Here is an 18,594-nt window from a genome sequence, read left to right as displayed (position 1 = left end):
GCAGTCAGCGCTCACTCGTTTTCATTGGCGGCGTCGTTGTCGTCGAATTCGCTGCTGAACTGCAGCGGGGCATTGGTATTGCCGGCGGCCAGGGACTTCACGTAGATCGGCGCCAGCGGTTCTTCCTGCACAAGGTCCAGCAGCTGCTCCTTGGCCAGTTCCAGCACGGCCAGGAACGTGACCAGCACGCCCAGCTTGCCTTCTTCGGCGGTGAACAGGTTTTCAAAACGATAGAACCTGCCGTCTTCAAGCCGTCCCAGCACTTCGCCCATGCGCTGCCGGACACTTAGTGCCTCGCGCTTGATCGCGTGGCCGGTGAACAGTTCGGCGCGCTTGAGCACGTCGTGCAGCGCCATCAGCATTTCCTTCAGGTCCACCGGCGGCGGCAGCTTCACTGCGGCGCGCTCGGGCATGAAGGCATGCGCCACGCTGGTGTCACGGTCCTGCCGGGGCAGGGCGTCGATGTCCTCGGCAGCCTGCTTGAAGCGTTCGTACTCCTGCAGCCGTCGCACCAGCTCCGCACGCGGATCGGCTTCCTCGCCCTCCACGCTGGGGGGGCGGGGCAGCAGCATGCGTGACTTCACTTCGGCCAGGATCGCCGCCATCACGAGGTACTCGGCGGCAAGCTCGAAGCGCAGCTCGCGCATCACGGTGATGTATTCCACGTACTGCCGGGTGATCTCGGCCACGGGGATGTCCAGCACGTCCAGGTTCTGCCGGCGGATCAGGTACAGCAGCAGGTCCAGCGGTCCTTCAAAGGCGTCCAGGATGACTTCCAGCGCATCCGGCGGGATGTACAGGTCCTGCGGAATCTGCAGGACCGGTTGCCCATGCACCACGGCCAGCGGCATTTCCTGCTGCTGGGGGGCGGGCGGCCGGGTTGGCGTGTTCGCGTCGAGCGCGAGTTCGGAAGTCATCTAATGGAGATCAGGATTGCAACGGACCAGTCGCGGCAGCTGGCATACCGGGCAACTGCCACGGACCGCCAGGACACCAGGCACGCCTGTCTCGGCGCGGTTCCACACATCAAACAACAGGACGCTCCGCAGGACACGGCAGCGACAGGACTACGGGAGGTCGTCTACGGGGCCCGGTCGTGTGGATCGGTTCGAAGCAGCGGGTCGGTCGTCGGGGGCTGCGTTGGCCGCAAAAACCGACGGGCTGCTGCATCCAGCCACGTGCAATGGTTGCTAGGGTAAGCCTTTGCCGCGCCAGTGTCCAGCCGAGGCCGGGCAGGGGGCGGGATTGGCTAGAATCGCTTCACCAGCAACGCGAGCGAGGAAATGCCGGTGTGGTATGTGATTGAAGGATATGACGGCCAGGATGTACTGGCCCAGCGGCTGCAGGCGCGGCCCGAGCACCTGGCGCGGTTGACCGCACTGCGCGATGAAGGCCGCCTGCTTCTGGCGGGGCCGTGTCCGGCGATCGACAGCGAAGACCCGGGCCCGGCAGGGTTCAGTGGCTCGGTGGTGATTGCCAGCTTCGACTCGCTGCCGCAGGCCCAGGCCTGGGCCGATGCCGACCCCTACGTCGCCGCAGGCGTCTACGTGCGGGTACAGGTGCGTCCGTTCCGCAAGGTGCTGCCGTGAACGCGAAACGGATCGAGCAGATTCGTGATGCGCTGCAACAAGCACTGGCCCCCAGCGTGCTTGAGATCGAAGACGACAGCCATCGCCATGCAGGCCACGCCGGAGCGCGCGATGGTCGTGGCCATTTCAACGTGCACGTGGTCAGCGAGCGCTTCGCGGGAATGGCGCCGCTGGCCCGTCATCGCGCGGTCTACGCGGCGCTGGGCACGCTGATGGAAACCGACATCCACGCGTTGTCCATCCGCGCACACACCCCGTCAGAGCAGGGCTGAAACCCTGTCCCGAGCTGTCCTGGCAGGTCCGTCGAGGGGCCTGCCAAGGACAGATTTCTGTGTCCGTTTAGGGACATTCGCCTAACGGACTGTTTACAAGCGCAGATGGAAACGCTTACATTCCGCGCCATTGCTGGTAGATCCAAGCCGTGGAGGGCGGCTTCGTGAACAAAGCAGCCATAACAATCAAAGACGTCGCCCGTGAAGCCAAGGTCTCTGTGGCCACCGTTTCGCGCGCGCTCAACGGGCATGAAAATGTCGCCGAACCGGTCCGCCAGCTTGTGCTGGAGGTGGCCGCACGGCTGCGTTACACCCCGCACGCCGCCGCCCGCAGCCTGAGCAGCCGCCGCACCAATACGGTGGGCGTAGTGCTTCCAGACCTGTACGGCGAATTCTTCTCCGAGCTGATGCGTGGCATCGACAACGTCGCCCGCAGCCGGCGCCAGCACCTGCTGGTGTCGAGCTATCACGGCGACCAGGAGCAGCAGGGCGCAGCCCTGCGTGCCATGCGCGGCCGGGTCGACGGTCTGCTGGTGCTCTCACCCTATGCCGAGAGCCCGGGGTTCCTGACCGACAACCTGCCGCAGGCATTGCCGACGGTACTCATCAACACCTACCTGCCTGGGCAGGACCATCCGGTGTTGAGCATTGATGACCACGCCGGGGCGATGGCGATGACCCGCCACCTGCTCGACGCCGGCCATCGGCGCATTGCATTCATTTCTGGCCCGGACCTCAACTTCGACGCGCGTGAGCGCCTGCGCGGCTTCCGTGATGCGCTGGCGGCTTTTGGCGGTGGCGCCGAGGGGATCGAGTTGCCCGGTGATTTCGACGAAGCTTCCGGCCATCGCGCCGGTCAGGAGTTGCTGGCAGCCGGCACGCTGCCCGATGCCGTATTCGCCGCCAACGACATGATGGCCCTTGGTTGCCTGTATGCCTTCGCGCAGGCAGGTGTCCATGTGCCGTCCGATGTCGCCCTGGCCGGTTTCGATGACATTCCGCTTGCGCGTTTCGTCCACCCGTCGCTGACCACCATGCAGGTCAGCATCGCCGAACTGGGCGATCGGGCGATGTCGCGCTTGCTGCAGTTGATGGACGGCACCTCCACGGATGGGACAGGGGACAAGCAGACCCTGGTCCCGCGCCTGATTGTTCGCGATTCCACCACTCCGCCATCCGGCCATTGAAGCCAGAGGCGTTCCTTCTTTTTTGATTGATCGCAGGTGCCGCGCAAGCGGTCACCGCCACCCGGAGATTGAGTTGATGATGCATTCCACGATCCGCACGCCGGCGCGCCGGCTGCTGAGCACCGCCCTGGTCAGCTGCCTGATGCTGGCCGCCGCCCCGAACGTCATGGCGCAGTCGGCCAACGCCAGCCTGCGTGGCCAGGTCTCCGGCGCGCAGGCCGGTGCCGAAGTCACCGCTACCAACGTCGCCACCGGTACCGTGCGTCGCGGCACCGTGCGTGCCGACGGCAGCTATTCGCTGATGGGCCTGGACCCGGGCACCTATGACGTTGTGGCGAACGGCCAGACGCAGAAGGTCACCGTCACCGTCGCCTCGACCTCGACGCTCAACTTTGCTGGCGCCGCCGCCGGTGGCACCGGTACGACCGCCGCCACCAATCTGGACACCGTCAACGTCGTCGCGCCGACCCTGCTGCAGGAAGTGCGTACCTCCGAAGTCGGCAAGACCGTCAGCCTGCAGCAGATCCAGACCACCCCGCAGGTGTCGCGCAACTTCCTGGAGTTCGCCGACGCCGTGCCGGGCATGATCTTCACCCGCGATGCCAAGGGCAACACCTCGCTGCGCGGCGGTGCCACCAACTCCGACGGCACCAACGTCTACATCGACGGCGTGGGCCAGAAGAGCTACGTCAAGGGTGGCGGCGTGGCCGGCCAGTCCGGCAGCGCCGGCAACCCGTTCCCGCAGTTGGCCATCGGTGAATACAAGGTCATCACCGGCAACTACAAGGCCGAGTACGGCCAGGTGTCCAGCGCTGCCGTCACCGCTGCGACCAAGTCGGGTACCAACGAGTTCAAGGGTGAAACCTTCTACCGTTACACCAACGACAGCATGCGTGCGATGACCCCGGCCGAGCGTCAGCCGAACAAGGGCAAGGAAGATTCGGCCGAGAAGGAATACGGCTTCGCCCTGGGCGGTCCGATCATCCAGGACAAGGCCCACTTCTTCGTGACCTATGAAGCCAAGCGCTTCGACCTGCCGGTGACCATCGCTCCGCACGGCTCGGTGACCAACAAGGCCGACCGTGTGCCGGCCGATGCGCAGGCGGGCCTGGGCCCGGCCAGCCAGCCGTTCCAGCAGGATCTGATCTTCGCCAAGATCGACTTCGAGCCGACCGACAACGACCGCCTGGAGTTGACCTTCCAGGACCGTGACGAAACCCAGCAGCAGTTCTCGGACCAGACCGCGCCGATGGCCGGCAAGGAAACCAAGAACACCGACCGTCGTTACGCGCTGCGCTGGAACCACAGCGGTGAGCGTTACTACAACGAGCTGATGGTCACCCACGAGGAGTCGTTCAACAATCCCAAGCCGCTGAGCCTGGGCAACGGTTTCAATTACACCGCTCCGGACGGCGCCAACGAAGAGCGCCCGATCGTCTCCATCGGTGGCTCCTCGGCGATGTCGTCGCAGGTGAAGGGCCAGAAGGGCTGGTCGATCGAAGACAACCTGACCCTGGACGGCATCGAGTGGGCCGGTGACCACACCATCAAGATGGGTGCCAAGTACAAGCAGATCGACCTGTACGCCTCCGACGCGGCGCAGATCAATCCGCAGTTCTACTACACCATCGACAACCCGACCTTCCCGGACAGCATCCCGTACAAGGCGCAGTTCGTGAAGCCGGTCACCGGCGTGTCCGGCGTGTCCGGCGAAGTGCGTTCGAAGGTCAAGCAGATCGGCCTGTTCATCCAGGACGACTGGCAGGTCAACGACCACCTGCAGCTGAACCTCGGCCTGCGCTGGGACTACGAAAAGAACCCGTCCTACCTGGACTTCGTGACCCCGCCGGAAGTGGTCAACGCACTGTTCGCGCAGGACCCGCGTGCCGCGGCCGGCCAGAGCTACGCCGATACGCTGGCGCTGAGTGGCCTGAACATCAACGATTACATCAGCAACGGCCACAACCGCAAGGCATTCAAGAATGCCTGGCAGCCGCGCCTGGGCTTCTCGTATGACATCAATGCCGACGAGCAGCACGTGATCCACGGTGGCGCGGGCCGTTCCTACGACCGCGATCTGTTCGACTACCTGCAGCTGGAAACCACCAAGCTGGCCCTGCCGCAACCGACCATCTACTTCCGCAACCCGGCCACCGGCCAGTGCTTCCAGGGCAATGCAGCCTGCTATGACTGGAACCCGAACCTGCTCAACGGCATCGGCAACCTGCAGAGCCTGGTCGGTTCGACCAGCAATGCCGGCCTGGAAGTCGACCTGCTGAACAACAACCTGAAGGTGCCTTACGCTGACCAGTTCAGCCTGGGCATGAGCAACCAGATCGGCGACTGGCTGACCGATGCCACCATCGCGCGCACGCTGACCTACGATGGTTTCGCCTTCACCCTGGGCAACCGTTACCCGACCGGCAACTTCTTCGATGACCCGCGCCTGTGCGGTGGCACCGAACCCGGTCTGGGCCAGGCCTGGAGCTGCAATGTGCCGGGCTTCGGCAGCCTGATCATCGGCCAGCAGGGCATCAAGACCCGCGCCACCCAGATCCTGCTGTCGGCGCAGAAGCCGTTCACCCAGGAAAGTGGCTGGGGTACCTCGATTGCCTATACCTGGACCACTGCCCGCCACAACCGTGACATCAACGAGCACTACGCGTTCGACCGCGGCGTGATCGGTGACTACCCGACCATCCGCTCCAACGGCGCGCCGCGCCACCGCCTGGTGGTGACCGGTTCGTACGCGGGCTTCTGGGGCATTACCTTCGGTGGCAAGATCACCCTGGCCACGCCGACCGCGATCAATGACTGGTACGGTGTGCCGCAGGCCAACGGCTTCGATCTGCCGACCCCGATGGCGGCGGTTCCGGGTGGCAATGGCAAGTTCCTGCTGGGCGGCAAGATCTTCGGCTACCGTTCGGTCGACCTGCAGGCTACCAAGACGTTCAAGATGGCGGGCGATACCGAGCTGTATGCGCGTATCGACATCATCAACGTGTTCAACTTCGACAACTTCTCGAACTACAACTACTACAAGAACGGCAAGTTGACCGCGAGCTACAACGAGACCGGCGACATCGTCGGTACCCCGCGCCAGGTCAAGGCGGAAGTGGGCTTCCGCTTCTAAGCGGAACGCCTGGTGCAGCATCACGGAGCCATCGGTTCGCCGATGGCTCCGGCTTCAACGGCAATGGCCGGCCTCCGGGCTGGTCCATTGTCCACGCCATTGCCAGGCAGGGGGCAATGGCGTGGACAATGACCGCGGTGTCATCGACCACGTTTCCGTGGTTTTTTAAGACCGCACTTTGTAAACGATTTCAGGTCATTGGACGTTATGCTCTTTCATCGATCAGCCCACCGGAGGAACCGCGCCATGCAGGCACGCCACCTGATGACCGCCGCTGCGATGACCCTGGCCATCGCCGCCTGCAAACCGGCCCAGCAGGAGCCTGCCAAGCCGCGCCCGCCGGTGATCCTGATCGAGGCGGACGCACCGCCTCGGCCGATGAAGCCCGAGCTGCCGCCACTGTTCGATGACCTCGAGCGCCGCACCTTCCAGTTCTTCTGGGATACCACCAACGAGATCAACGGCCTCACCCCGGACCGTTATCCGTCGCGGCCGTTCGCCAGCATCGCCTCGGTCGGCTTCGCCCTGACCGCGTATCCGATCGGCATCGAGAACGGCTGGGTCAGCCGCAACCAGGCGATCGACCGCACCCTGACCACCCTGAAGTTCTTCCGCGACGTGCCGATGGGCCCGCAGCGCACCGGCAAGGCCGGCTACAAGGGTTTCTACTACCACTTCCTGGACATGCAGGAAGGGCGCCGCTACGACAGCTGGGTGGAACTGTCCTCGGTGGACACCGCGCTGCTGATGATGGGCGTGCTGTTCGCCCAGTCGTACTACGACGGCGACGATCCGCGCGAGAAGGAAATCCGGCAGATCGCCGACACCCTGTACAAGCAGGTCGACTGGCCGTGGCTGCAGCAGCGTGCGCCGCTGATCTCGATGGGCTGGTTCCCCGAGAACGGCTTCATCGACCATGACTGGATGGGCTACAACGAGGCGATGATGGTCTACATCCTCGCCCTGGGTTCGCCCAGCCATCCGGTCAGTCCGGATGCGTGGACGGTGTGGACGCGGACCTACGACAACGACTGGGGTGTCTACCAGGGCCAGGAATACCTGTCCTTCGGCCCGCTGTTCGGCCACCAGTACAGCCACGTCTGGATTGATTTCCGCGACATCCAGGATGCCTACATGCGCGAGCGTGGCAGCACCTACTTCCTCAACAGCCGTTCGGCCGCGCTGGCCCAGCGTGAGTACGCCATCGCCAATCCGATGAACTGGAAAGAGTACGGCGAGAACGTGTGGGGCCTCACCGCCAGCGATGGTCCGCAGAACACCACCCAGGAATACCGCGGCGAGCAGCGCCAGTTCCGCCATTACTCTTCGCGCGGCGCAGGCCTGCGCGAGAATTTCGATGACGGCACGATCGCGCCAACCGCCGCGATCTCCTCGGTCGTGTTCGCGCCCGAGGAAGTGATCCCGGCCACGCTGGAGATGCACAAACGCTACGGCGACTACATCTACTCCAGCTATGGCTTCCTGGATTCGTTCAATCCCAGTTTCAACTACGACATCCCGATCAAGACCGGGCGCGTGGTGCCTGATCGCGGCTGGGTCGCCAGCGACTACATCGCCATCGACCAGGGCCCGATCCTGACCATGATCGCCAACTACCGCAACGACTTCGTCTGGGATGTGATGAAGAAGAACCCGTACATCCGCAAGGGCCTGGAACGGGCGGGCTTCAGTGGTGGCTGGCTGGCGCCGGAAGGTTCCTTCCAGCCGCTGGAGCTGCAGAAGGATGAGAAGGCCGCGGCGGCACGTGCGGTCGGTATCGCTGAATCACGTGCGGCCGCCGCGCAGGAACAGAAAAACAATGCCAACCGCAACACCGGCCAGGGGAAGTAACAAGGTGCACGACTGGAAACACCGCCTGCGACGCTGGGCATTGCCTGCACTGGCCGCGCTGGTCATGGCCGGCTGTGCCCGCCCCGAGCAGGGCACCACCACCGTGCGCTTCTGGGCGATGGGGCGCGAGGCCGAAGTGGTCAGCGAGCTGATCCACGAATTCGAAGCGGAGAACCCCGGCATCAAGGTCGATGTGCAGAACATCCCGTGGACGGCAGCGCACGAAAAGCTGCTGACCGCGTTCGCCGCCGATGGCCTGCCCGACGTATGCCAGCTCGGCAACACCTGGGTGCCCGAATTCGCCGAACTCAACGCACTGACGCCGTTGCAGCCGTTCGTGCAGCGCTCGACCGTGGTCGATCCGAAGGACTACTTCCAGGGCATCTGGGATACCAACGTGATCCACGACGAGCTGGTCGGCGTGCCGTGGTACGTCGATACCCGCCTGATCTACTACCGCAAGGATCTGTTGGCCAAGGCCGGCTTCGACCACCCGCCGCGTACCTGGGCAGAATGGAACGAGCAGATGGCCGCGATCAAGCGCATGCAGGGCCCGAACCGTTATGCCGTGCTGATGCCGATCAACGAGTTCGAGCAGCAGCTGTCGCTGGCGCTGCAGCAGCCCGATCCGCTGCTGCGCGACGATGACACCCGCGGCAATTTCTCCAGCCCCGGTTTCCGTCGCACGCTCGGTTTCTACGCCAACATGTTCGAGCAGGGCTGGGCGCCGAAGATGTCCGAGACGCAGATCTCCAACGTCTGGGATGAATTTTTCCGCGGCTTCAACGTGTTCTACATCTCAGGCCCCTGGAACATCCGCGAGTTCAAGAAGCTGCAGCCGAAGGAACTGGAAGGGCAGTGGGGCACCGCCGCGCTGCCGGGTCCGGATGGTCCGGGCGCGGGCATCGCCGGCGGCACCAGCCTGGTGATCTTCCGCAAGTCGCAGCAGAAGGAAGCGTCCTGGAAGCTGATCGAGTTCCTGTCGCGGCCGGCAATCCAGGCGCGCTTCCACGCGATCATCGGCGACCTGCCGCCGCGCCGCAGCACGTGGGACGCGCCGTCGCTGGCCAACGATCCGCTTGCCGCCGCGTTCCGCGACCAGCTGGAGCGTGTGAAGCCGACCCCGAAGGTGCTCGAATGGGAGCGTATCGTGCAGGAAATGCGCATCGTCACCGAACAGGTGGTGCGTGGCGGCCTGCCGCAGGACAAGGCCGTGGCCGAACTGGACCAGCGCGTGGACAAGGTGCTGGCCAAGCGTCGCTGGATGCATGAACAACAACGCCTGCAGCGCAGCGCACCCCCCTCGGGTTCGACCAGTGCAGTCGCGGCCGGGAGCCCGCAATGAAACGTTCTTCCCTTGCCGGCTGGATCTTCGCCGGCCCCTCGCTGATCGTGCTCGGTGTGTTCTTCGGCCTGCCGGTAGCCTCGGCGCTGGCGCTGAGCGTGACCGACTTCGACCTGTACGCGCTGGCCGACAGCAGCAACCTGCGCTTCGTGGGCCTCGGCAACTACATCGACCTGCTGCAGACGCCGATGTTCTGGAAGTCGCTGTGGAACACCACGTATTTCGTGGTGATCGGCGTGCCGTTGTCGATCGGCGTATCGCTGGGCGCGGCGATGCTGCTCAATGCCCCGGCGGCACGCTTCAAGGCGCTGTTCCGCACGGCGCTGTTCGCCCCGGTGGTGACCACGCTGGTGGCGGTGGCGGTGATCTGGCGCTACCTGTTCCACACCAGCTACGGTCTGGTGAACTACGGCCTGGGCCACCTGGGCATCAGCCCGATCGACTGGCTGGGCGATCCCAACTGGGCCATGCCGACCATCATGTTATTCGCGGTGTGGAAGAACTTCGGCTACAACATGGTGATCTTCCTGGCCGGCCTGCAGGCCATCCCGCATGATCTGTACGAGGCCGCGCGCATCGACGGCGCTTCGCGCTGGAAGCAGTTCCTGCACATCACCCTGCCGATGCTCGGCCCGGTGCTGCTGGTGGTCGGGGTGATTACCGTTTCCGGTTACTTCCAGCTGTTCGCCGAACCTTATGTGATGACCCGCGGCGACCCACTGCAGAGCACCGTCAGCGTGCTGTATTTCATGTTCGAGGAAGGCTTCAAGTGGTGGAACCTGGGACGCGCCTCGGCCGTGGCGTTCCTGCTGTTCCTGATCATCCTGGCGGTGACCACCGTGATGCTGCGCTTTGGCCGCAAGAGGCAGTTGGTATGAGTCGTGAAATCGGCCAGTCACGCTGGCACCCGTGGATGATCAACGGCGCGCTGCTGGTGCTGGCCCTGGTCAGCCTGGCACCATTGCTGTGGATGCTGTCGGTCTCGTTCATGCCGCAGGGCGAGGCGACTCATTTCCCGCCGCCGCTGCTGCCGTCCAGCATCACCACGCACAACTACACGGAGCTGTTCGCGCGCACCGGCATGGGTGGCAACTTCGCCAACAGCCTGCTGGTATCGTTGGCGATCACCCTCGGTTCGCTGCTGCTCAACACGATGGCCGGCTACGCCTTCGCCAAGCTCAACTTCGTCGGTCGTGAGCGCCTGTTCCAGGTGCTGATGGCGGCGCTGGTGATCCCGGCTCAGGTGGCGATGCTGCCGCTGTTCCTGCTGATGAAGCAGCTGGGCCTGGTCAACAGTTTCGGCGGCGTGATCGTGCCGGCGCTGGCCAGCGTGTTCGGCATCTTCCTGGTGCGCCAGTACGCCCGCTCGATTCCCGATGAGCTGCTGGAAGCGGCGCGCATCGACGGGGCAGGGGAGCTGCGGATCTTCTTCCAGATCGTGCTGCCGATGCTGAAGCCGGTGCTGGTGACGCTGGCGATCTTCACCTTCATGGGCGCATGGAACGATTTCATGTGGCCCCTGATCGTGTTGACCGACCAGGAGCACTACACTTTGCCCGTGGCCCTGGCCACCCTCTCGCGCGAACACATCATGGACGTGGAAATGATGATGGCCGGCGCAGTGGTCACCGTGGTTCCGGTGCTGGCGCTGTTCCTGGTGCTGCAGCGGTACTACATCCAAGGATTGTTGCTGGGGAGCGTGAAGGGATGAAGCGTGCGATCGCCGTTGGACTGGGCCTGTTGTGGTCTTCCCTGGCGATCGCCGCACCACCGGCGCTGCCCGCGCCGAAGGTGCTGGATGATTTCGACGACATCAGCGCATGGAAGCTGGTGCTGTCCGACCAGGTCAGCGGCTCGCTGCGGCCGGTCAGTGGTGCCGGCGGTGGCCGCGCGCTGTGCCTGGATTACGACTTCCATGAGGTCTCCGGCTACGTCGGCATCCGTCGCCCGCTGAACATCGAGTACCCGGCCAACTACCGTTTCGGCTTCCAGCTGCGCGGTGATTCGCCCGCCAACGACCTGCAGTTCAAGCTGATCGACGCCAGCGGCGACAACGTGTGGTGGGTCAACCGTCCCGGCTACGCCTTCCCCAAGGCGTGGACGCCGGTGGAGTACCGCCGCCGGCAGATCGACAAGGCCTGGGGGCCATCGCCAGAGAAGGACATGACGCGCAGCGCGTCGATGGAGTTCACGATCTACAGCAAGGTCGGTGGTCGTGGCACCGTGTGCTTCGACAAGCTGACCCTGCAGGGCCTGCCCGCGCAGGATGATTCGGCGCTGCGGCCCTCGGTGATCGCCGATACCGCAACCGCGCTGCAGGACCGGATGATCGACGGCAAGTCCGATACCTTCTGGATCAGTGGCGGGGTCAAGCAGCAGACCATCAGCCTGGACCTGCACAAGAGCCGCGAGATCGGCGGTGCGGTGATCGACTGGCTGCCCAGCCTGGAAGCGAACCGCTACACCGTGCGCACCTCCGAGGACGGTCGTGACTGGCGTACCGTGCGCGAAGTGACCGCCGGTGCCGGAGGCCGCGACTGGCTGGCACTGCCCGACACCGATGCACGCTACGTGCGTTTCGACCTGCAGGGCGGGCCGAACTGGCGCTACGGCATCCGTGACATCACCCTGAAGCCGCTCGCGTTCGCCGCGACCCCCAATGCCTTCCTGTCCTCGGTGGCGGCCGACCTGCCGCGTGGCAGCTTGCCGCGTGCCTACGTTGGCGAGCAGCCGTACTGGACCCTGCTTGGCCTGGACGGTGGCCAGGAACAGGCGTTGATCAGTGAGGACGGCGCACTGGAGCCGGCCAAGGGCAGCTTCAGCATCGAGCCGTTCATCCGCCTCGACGGCAAGCTGCTGGAATGGGCCGACGTTGCCATCACCCAGTCGCTGCAGGATCGCTACCTGCCGATCGCCACGGTCGACTGGGTGCACGAGAAGGCCGGCCTGTCGGTGACCAGCTTCGTGCAGGGCACGCCCGAGCGCGCGCAGCTGATCGGGCGCTACCGGTTGAGCAATCCGGACAAGGTCGCGCACGAATACACCCTGGCACTGGCGATCCGTCCGTGGCAGGTTAATCCGCCCACCCAGTTCCTCAACACGGTGGGCGGCTTCAGCCGCATCGACAGCCTGGACGTGGGCGAGCAGCTGGTGCGCATCAATGGCGAACCGCGGCTGTATCCCCTGCAGGTGCCGGATGCGCGCTTTGCCAGCAGCTTCGACGGCAAGCTGGATGCGATGCACCTGGCCAGCGGCAAGCTGCCCGGCACCACCGCCGTGAAGGATCCGACCGGCATGGCGTCCGGCGCGCTGCTGTACACGATCAAGCTCGAACCCGGGCAGAGCCGCGAAGTGGCGATCGTGCTGCCACAGACCGGCAGCTGGGCGCCGCAGGCGCTGGACGTGGCCAAGGCGCAGCAGCAGGTCGCGGCAATGTGGCGCGACAAGCTGGGTGCTGTGACCCTGCAGGTGCCGGCTGCCGGCCAGCCGCTGGTGGAAACCCTGCGCACGGCGGTGGCACACATGCTGATCTCACGGGTCGGCCCGCGTCTGCAGCCGGGTACGCGCTCGTACGCACGCAGCTGGATCCGCGACGGCGCGATGATCTCCGAAGGCCTGCTGCGGATGGGCCGCAGCGATGCCGTGCGCGACTACGTGACCTGGTATGCGCCCTATCAGTTTGAGAACGGCAAGGTGCCGTGCTGCGTCGATGCGCGTGGCAGCGATCCGGTGCCGGAGAACGACAGCCACGGTGAGCTGATCTACAACATCGCCGAATACGGCCGTTACACCGGCGACACTGCCTTCCTCGAGCAGATGTGGCCGCACGTGCTGGGCGCCTATAGCTACATGGAACAACTGCGCGGCAGCGAGCGCACCGAGGAGAACCGTGCGCGCAATCCTGCCTTCTACGGGATGATGCCGGCCTCGATCAGCCACGAGGGCTATTCGGCCAAGCCGATGCATTCGTACTGGGACAACTTCTGGGCGCTGCGTGGTTACAAGGACGCCGCGCAACTGGCAGCGCAGCTGGGCAAGGTCGAAGCGATGCAGATCAGTGAATCGCGCGATCAGTTCCGTGATGACCTGCAGGCCTCGCTGCTGGCGGCCATGCAACAGCATCGCATCGACTATCTGCCCGGCTCGGCCGAGCTGGGCGATTTCGATGCCACGTCCACCACGATCGCGCTGGCGCCGGGCGGCGAGCAGGGGCGGTTGCCGCAGGAGGCGCTGGACGCGACCTTCCAGCGCTACTGGAACGAATTCGTCGCGCGCCGCGATGGCAAGCGCGAATGGAAGGACTACACGCCGTACGAATGGCGCAACGTCGCCGCGTTCGTGCGCCTGGGCTGGCGCGATCGCGCCTGGCAGGCCACCGAGTTCTTCTTCAAGGATCGCGCGCCGCAGGCCTGGAACCAGTGGGCCGAGGTGGTCTCGCGTACGCCGCGCAAGCCGTTCTTTGTTGGTGACCTGCCGCATGCATGGGTGGCCTCGGACTTCGTCCGTTCGGCGCTGGATATGTTCGCCTACAACCGCGATGCGGATGAGGCACTGGTACTCGCTGCGGGTATCCCGGTGTCGTGGCTGCAGGGCGAGGGCATCGCCGTGCAGGGCCTGCGCACGCCGCAGGGGCAGCTCAACTATCGCCTGCAGCGCAGCGACAAGCAGCTGGTGCTGGACGTGCAGCCCGGCCTGGTACCGCCGGCCGGTGGTGTGGTGCTGCCATGGCCGTATGCCGGCGAGCCGGGCCAGGCGACGGTCAACGGCGAGGCGGTGGAATGGATCAACAACGAGCTGCATGTGCACCAGTTGCCGGCACGGGTCGAGATCGACGTGCCGAGCGCAGTGCGCCGCGCCGAACGCAAAGGGCAGTAACCATGCGTCAACCGATCGGGATCGGCCGCCGTCTCCGCGTGCTGGGGCTGGCGATCGCGCTGGCCCTGCCGGGGCTGGCCGCAGCCGCTGAGCCGGTCGCCGCGGCGAACGCGGCGGCCGTCAGCGAGCCTGGCATGAGCATGGTGACGTTCAACCTGCACCATGACCGCGAGGATTGGCCCAGCCGCCGTCGCACGATCGTGGCTGAGCTCAAGCGCCTGCAGCCCGATGCCATCGCGCTGCAGGAAGTGATCCAGAAGCGCAACGTGCGCAACCAGGCGCAGTGGCTGGCCAGCCAGCTCGGTTACCGCTACGTATTCGTGTCCACCGATCCGGTGGGAGCGCCCAAGCGGTATGGCAATGCGCTGCTGACCCGGCGCCCGATCCTGGCCCGTGGCGAGCACCTGCTGCTGCCGCTGGATGACTACCGCACCGTGGCCCATCTGCGCATCGACGTGGACGGCAAGCCGGTCAATGTCTATGCCACCCATCTCAACGAGCGCAGTGACGACGCCGGCCAGCGCATCCGCCGCAGCCAGGTCGAGGACCTGCTGCGTTTCATTGCCGGCAGCGCTGCGGGTGCGCCGGTGGTGATTGCCGGCGACTTCAATGCACTGGTCGATGCCGGCGATCTGAGCGAGCTGCGCAGCCACTACGGCGACAGCTACGGCAGCGTGCACGTCAACACCGACCTGGCCGGTGTCAGTACGCTCAACCGTCACTACTACCAGGCGCCGTCGCGGATTGACCACATCTTCTTCCAACAGGACGAGATGGTCGCGCGCGAAGCGAAGATCCTGTTCGACCAGCCGGATGACGGCGGCCGTTGGGCGTCGGATCACTACGGGGTGTGGACCCGGCTGCAGTTCGCGCCGGCAAACTGACGCACGCCTCGGTAGATGCCAACCTTGGTTGGCACAGGCGCTGCCGCGTGCATGAAACCCACGGTGCCAACCAAGGTTGGCCTCTACCAGAGCGCGCCCTATTGATGGCAGGGGACGGTGGGCGCCAGACGCACAAAAAAACGGCGGGGATCATCGATCCCCGCCGTTTCGTTGTTGCCGATCAACGATCGATCAGGCGGCAGGCGGCGTGCGCTTGCCGGCGTCTTCGTCTTCTTCCGAAGCCTGCGCGTCGGCGGCCTGTGCGGCAGCGTCGGCGTGGCCATCGGCGATCGGGTCGACCGCCGCCGGTACGACCGGCTCGGCGACCGGTGCAGCGGTTTCCACCGGTGCGGCTTCGACAGCCACCGGCGTTGCCGGCTGCTCGACGACCGGGGCGACTTCAACCGCGGCCTTCGGTTCGACTGCCGGAGCAGCTTCCACCACCGGCGCGACGTCGGCTACCACCGGCTTCGGCTCGGCCACCGGAGCGGCTTCGACCACCGCGGTCGGTTCAGCGACCGGGGCTGCTTCGATCGCGACAGCGGTCTCGACCACCGGCGGCTTCGCCTCGATCACCGGAGCCGCTTCAGGCGCGGGCTGCACGGGCGTCGCCGCGTCGATGGCATCCAGCATGCTGGTCTGCACCGGCGACGGGGTCGGTTCGACCTTGGCGACGGCTTCCAGCGGAGCCGGGGTCTGCACCGTGGCTGCCACCGGAGCGGCTGCTTCGACCACGGCACTGCTGACGGCAGCGACCGGAGCAACTGCGGCGGCTACCGCAACCGGTGCACGTGCCGGCTTGCCGGCATCAGCGGCGGCCGGCTCGACTTCGTCATCGAAATCGAATTCCGGCTGCGAACGCGACGGCTGCGCGGCGGCAACCGGGGCGTCCACCGAAGCCTGGGCGCTGTGCTCGACGGAATCGCCGTCGTTGTCATCGCCCTCGGCATCATCACCGTCGTCCAGGTCATCACCCAGCACGTCGCCTCCGGCGGCGTTCTCGGCACCACCACGACGACGACGGCGACCACCGCGACGACCACGGCGGCGGCGCGTTGCGCCTTCGCCGGTCTGATCGCCTGCGGCATCGGCTGCAGCCTCTTCGGTAGCGCCGGTCGCAACCACGACCTCGGCGTCGGTCGCGGCGGCGGTGGTATCCACGGCCGCGACAGTGTCGACCACGTTTTCAGTAGCAACGGCCGGTGCCAGTGCCTTCTCTTCCTGCACCGCGACCGTGGCCGCAACCGCGGTCGTGGTGGCCACGGCAGCTGCTGCGGTCACGACGTCGGCCGGGGCTTCGGCAGCGGCACGCTGCGGCTTCTCGGCCGGCTTGTCACCGTCCTGCGGGCGCGGCTGCTTCGGCTGCTTCAGCTTCGGCTGCTGCTGGCTTTGGCCCTGGCCCTGACCCTGGCCCTGTTCGTTACGCGGCTTGTTCTGCTGCGGCTGCTGCTGGGCGTCCTTCGGCTTGCCCTGCTGCTGCGGCTGCTGCTGGCCATTGCCATTGCCATTGGCCTGGTTGCCGCCGTTGCGGCCATCCTTGCGCTGCTCACCGCGGTCCTTGCGGTTGCCGCCGTCCTTCTGCTGCTGCGCATTGCCATTGCCGCCGTTGCCACGGCTGTCCTCGCGACGGTCCTTGCGGTCCTTGTTGCGATCCTTGTTGCGGTCACGGCGGCCGCCATCCTGCTGCTGGCGCGCGGCCGGTGCCGGTGCAGGAGCGGGAGCGGGCTCGCCGCCAAAGATGCGCTTCAGCCAGCCAACCACGCCACCGCTGGCGGCGGCAGCCGGAGCCACTGCGGCCACCGGCGCGGGTGCCGGCGCTGCGGTCGGTTCCACTTCGTCCCGCACCGGGGCGGGGGAGTTGTGCTTGACCTGGGTCACCATCGGCGGCGGGATGTTCAGCTGGCCCTTGGTCAGCGCGTGTACCGGCAGCTTGCGCGGGGTACCGCGCTGGTAGCTCGGCTTGCCGCTTTCCTCGCCCAGTTCGTTGTCGCGCAGACGGGTGACGGTGTAATGCGGGGTGTGCAGCTGCTCGTCGGCAACGATCACGATCGGCGCCTCGTGGCGCTTCTCGATTTCGCCCAGCGCGCCGCGCTTTTCGTTCAGCAGGTAATTGGCGATCTCCACCGGGGCCTGTACCAGCACCTGCCCGGTGTTCTCCTTCATCGCATGCTCCTCAGCGACGCGGATGATCGACAGCGACAGCGACTCGACGCTGCGCATGCGGCCATGGCCGTCGCAACGCGGGCAGACGATCTGACTGGATTCGCCCAGGCTCGGTCGCAGACGCTGGCGGCTCATTTCCAGCAGGCCGAAGCGCGAGATGCGGCCGACCTGCACGCGTGCACGGTCGTACTTGAGCGCATTCGCCAGACGGTTCTCGACTTCGCGCTGGTGCTTGTTGGACGCCATGTCGATGAAATCGATCACCACCAGGCCGCCGAGATCGCGCAGGCGCAGCTGGCGGGCCACTTCTTCGGCCGCTTCCAGGTTGGTCTGGAACGCGGTGTCCTCGATGTCGCTGCCCTTGGTGGCGCGCGAGGAGTTGACGTCGACGGCAGTCAGCGCTTCGGTCTGGTCGACCACGATCGAGCCGCCCGACGGCAGGCGCACGTTGCGCTCGTAGGCGCCTTCGATCTGCGATTCGATCTGGAAGCGGTTGAACAGCGGGATGTCGTCCTTGTAATGCTTGAGCTTGCGCAGGGTCTGCGGCATCACCTGCTGCATGAACTCCTTGGCGTGCTCGTACATCTCCTCGGTGTCCACCAGGATCTCGCCGATGTCGGCGCGCAGGTAGTCACGCAGGGCGCGCACGATCAGGCGCGATTCCTGGTAGATCAGGAACGGGGCCGGCTTGCTCAGGGCAGCTTCGGCGATGGCGCGCCAGACATTCAGCAGGTAATCCAGATCCCACTGCAGCTCTTCCGCATCGCGGCCGACGCCGGCGGTACGGATGATGACGCCCATTTCGTCGGGGATGTTCAGCTTGTCCAGGGCGTCCTTCAGGGCGGCCCGGTCTTCACCCTCGATGCGACGGGAGACACCGCCGGCGCTGGGCGAATTCGGCATCAGCACCATGTAGCGGCCGGCCAGGGAGATGAACGTGGTCAGGGCAGCGCCCTTGTTGCCACGTTCTTCCTTGTCCACCTGGACGACGATTTCCTGGCCTTCCCTCAGCAGCTCGCGGATGCCGGCCTTGTTGTGGTCGACACCGGCCTGGAAGTAATCGCGGGAGATTTCCTTCAGCGGCAGGAAGCCGTGGCGGCCGCCACCGTATTCAACGAAGGCCGCTTCCAGCGAGGGCTCGATGCGGAAGATCCGGCCCTTGTAGATGTTGGACTTCTTCTGTTCCTTGGACGGCTGCTCGATGTCGATGTCATACAACGACTGGCCATCCACGATGGCAACACGCAGCTCTTCAGCCTGCGTGGCGTTGATCAGCATTCGCTTCATTGTTGCGT

At 65.4% G+C, this 18,594-nt stretch carries 12 protein-coding genes; 10 read left to right on the top strand and 2 right to left on the bottom strand.

Annotation, left to right across the window (positions count from 1 at the left end):
- Positions 1-11: 11 nt before the first annotated feature.
- Positions 12-917, bottom strand: a complete 906-nt coding sequence (locus CR156_RS11905) for a segregation and condensation protein A (protein WP_089236191.1) — start codon at positions 915-917, stop codon at positions 12-14.
- A gap of 372 nt (positions 918-1,289) precedes the next feature.
- Between CR156_RS11905 and CR156_RS11900 the strand changes: the two genes are divergently transcribed.
- From CR156_RS11900 to CR156_RS11855, 10 genes are all read left to right on the top strand, one after another.
- Complete coding sequence (locus CR156_RS11900; RefSeq protein ID WP_089238010.1) at positions 1,290-1,589, top strand: YciI family protein; 300 nt, start codon at positions 1,290-1,292, stop codon at positions 1,587-1,589.
- A complete protein-coding gene (locus tag CR156_RS11895; RefSeq protein WP_100460571.1) occupies positions 1,586-1,861 on the top strand; it encodes a BolA family protein in 276 nt (91 codons plus the stop codon). Before CR156_RS11900 ends, CR156_RS11895 begins: the two co-directional genes overlap by 4 nt.
- 164 nt (positions 1,862-2,025) lie before the next feature.
- The gene (locus CR156_RS11890; RefSeq protein ID WP_089238008.1) at positions 2,026-3,048 is read left to right on the top strand and encodes a LacI family DNA-binding transcriptional regulator; all 1,023 of its coding nucleotides are present in this window, start codon (positions 2,026-2,028) and stop codon (positions 3,046-3,048) included.
- Positions 3,049-3,124: 76 nt separating this feature from the next.
- On the top strand, positions 3,125-6,181 hold the full coding sequence (locus tag CR156_RS11885; protein WP_100553013.1) for a TonB-dependent receptor: 3,057 nt from the start codon (positions 3,125-3,127) through the stop codon (positions 6,179-6,181).
- 246 nt (positions 6,182-6,427) lie between these two features.
- Positions 6,428-8,032, top strand: coding sequence for a glucoamylase family protein (locus CR156_RS11880; protein WP_089236188.1), 1,605 nt, complete (start codon positions 6,428-6,430; stop codon positions 8,030-8,032).
- 64 nt (positions 8,033-8,096) lie between these two features.
- Positions 8,097-9,377 (top strand): sugar ABC transporter substrate-binding protein, encoded by a 1,281-nt coding sequence (locus CR156_RS11875; RefSeq protein WP_165781021.1) that lies wholly within the window; start codon positions 8,097-8,099, stop codon positions 9,375-9,377.
- Positions 9,374-10,255, top strand: coding sequence for a carbohydrate ABC transporter permease (locus CR156_RS11870; RefSeq protein WP_089236186.1), 882 nt, complete (start codon positions 9,374-9,376; stop codon positions 10,253-10,255). Before CR156_RS11875 ends, CR156_RS11870 begins: the two co-directional genes overlap by 4 nt.
- The gene (locus CR156_RS11865; protein ID WP_089236185.1) at positions 10,252-11,088 is read left to right on the top strand and encodes a carbohydrate ABC transporter permease; all 837 of its coding nucleotides are present in this window, start codon (positions 10,252-10,254) and stop codon (positions 11,086-11,088) included. The genes CR156_RS11870 and CR156_RS11865 overlap by 4 nt, the downstream gene beginning before the upstream one ends.
- Positions 11,085-14,252, top strand: coding sequence for a discoidin domain-containing protein (locus CR156_RS11860; RefSeq protein WP_100553011.1), 3,168 nt, complete (start codon positions 11,085-11,087; stop codon positions 14,250-14,252). Before CR156_RS11865 ends, CR156_RS11860 begins: the two co-directional genes overlap by 4 nt.
- A gap of 2 nt (positions 14,253-14,254) precedes the next feature.
- Complete coding sequence (locus tag CR156_RS11855; protein ID WP_100553010.1) at positions 14,255-15,136, top strand: endonuclease/exonuclease/phosphatase family protein; 882 nt, start codon at positions 14,255-14,257, stop codon at positions 15,134-15,136.
- A gap of 192 nt (positions 15,137-15,328) precedes the next feature.
- On the opposite strand, the gene CR156_RS11850 is transcribed toward CR156_RS11855, so the two are convergent.
- Positions 15,329-18,586, bottom strand: coding sequence for an Rne/Rng family ribonuclease (locus CR156_RS11850; RefSeq protein ID WP_100553009.1), 3,258 nt, complete (start codon positions 18,584-18,586; stop codon positions 15,329-15,331).
- Positions 18,587-18,594 lie beyond the last annotated feature (8 nt).

Origin of the sequence: Stenotrophomonas lactitubi (genome assembly GCF_002803515.1) — a bacterium.
In the GTDB taxonomy this organism is placed as follows: Bacteria; Pseudomonadota; Gammaproteobacteria; order Xanthomonadales; family Xanthomonadaceae; genus Stenotrophomonas; species Stenotrophomonas lactitubi.
Note: the sequence above shows the minus strand (reverse complement) of the source record. Positions and strands in the feature narration are given on the sequence as shown.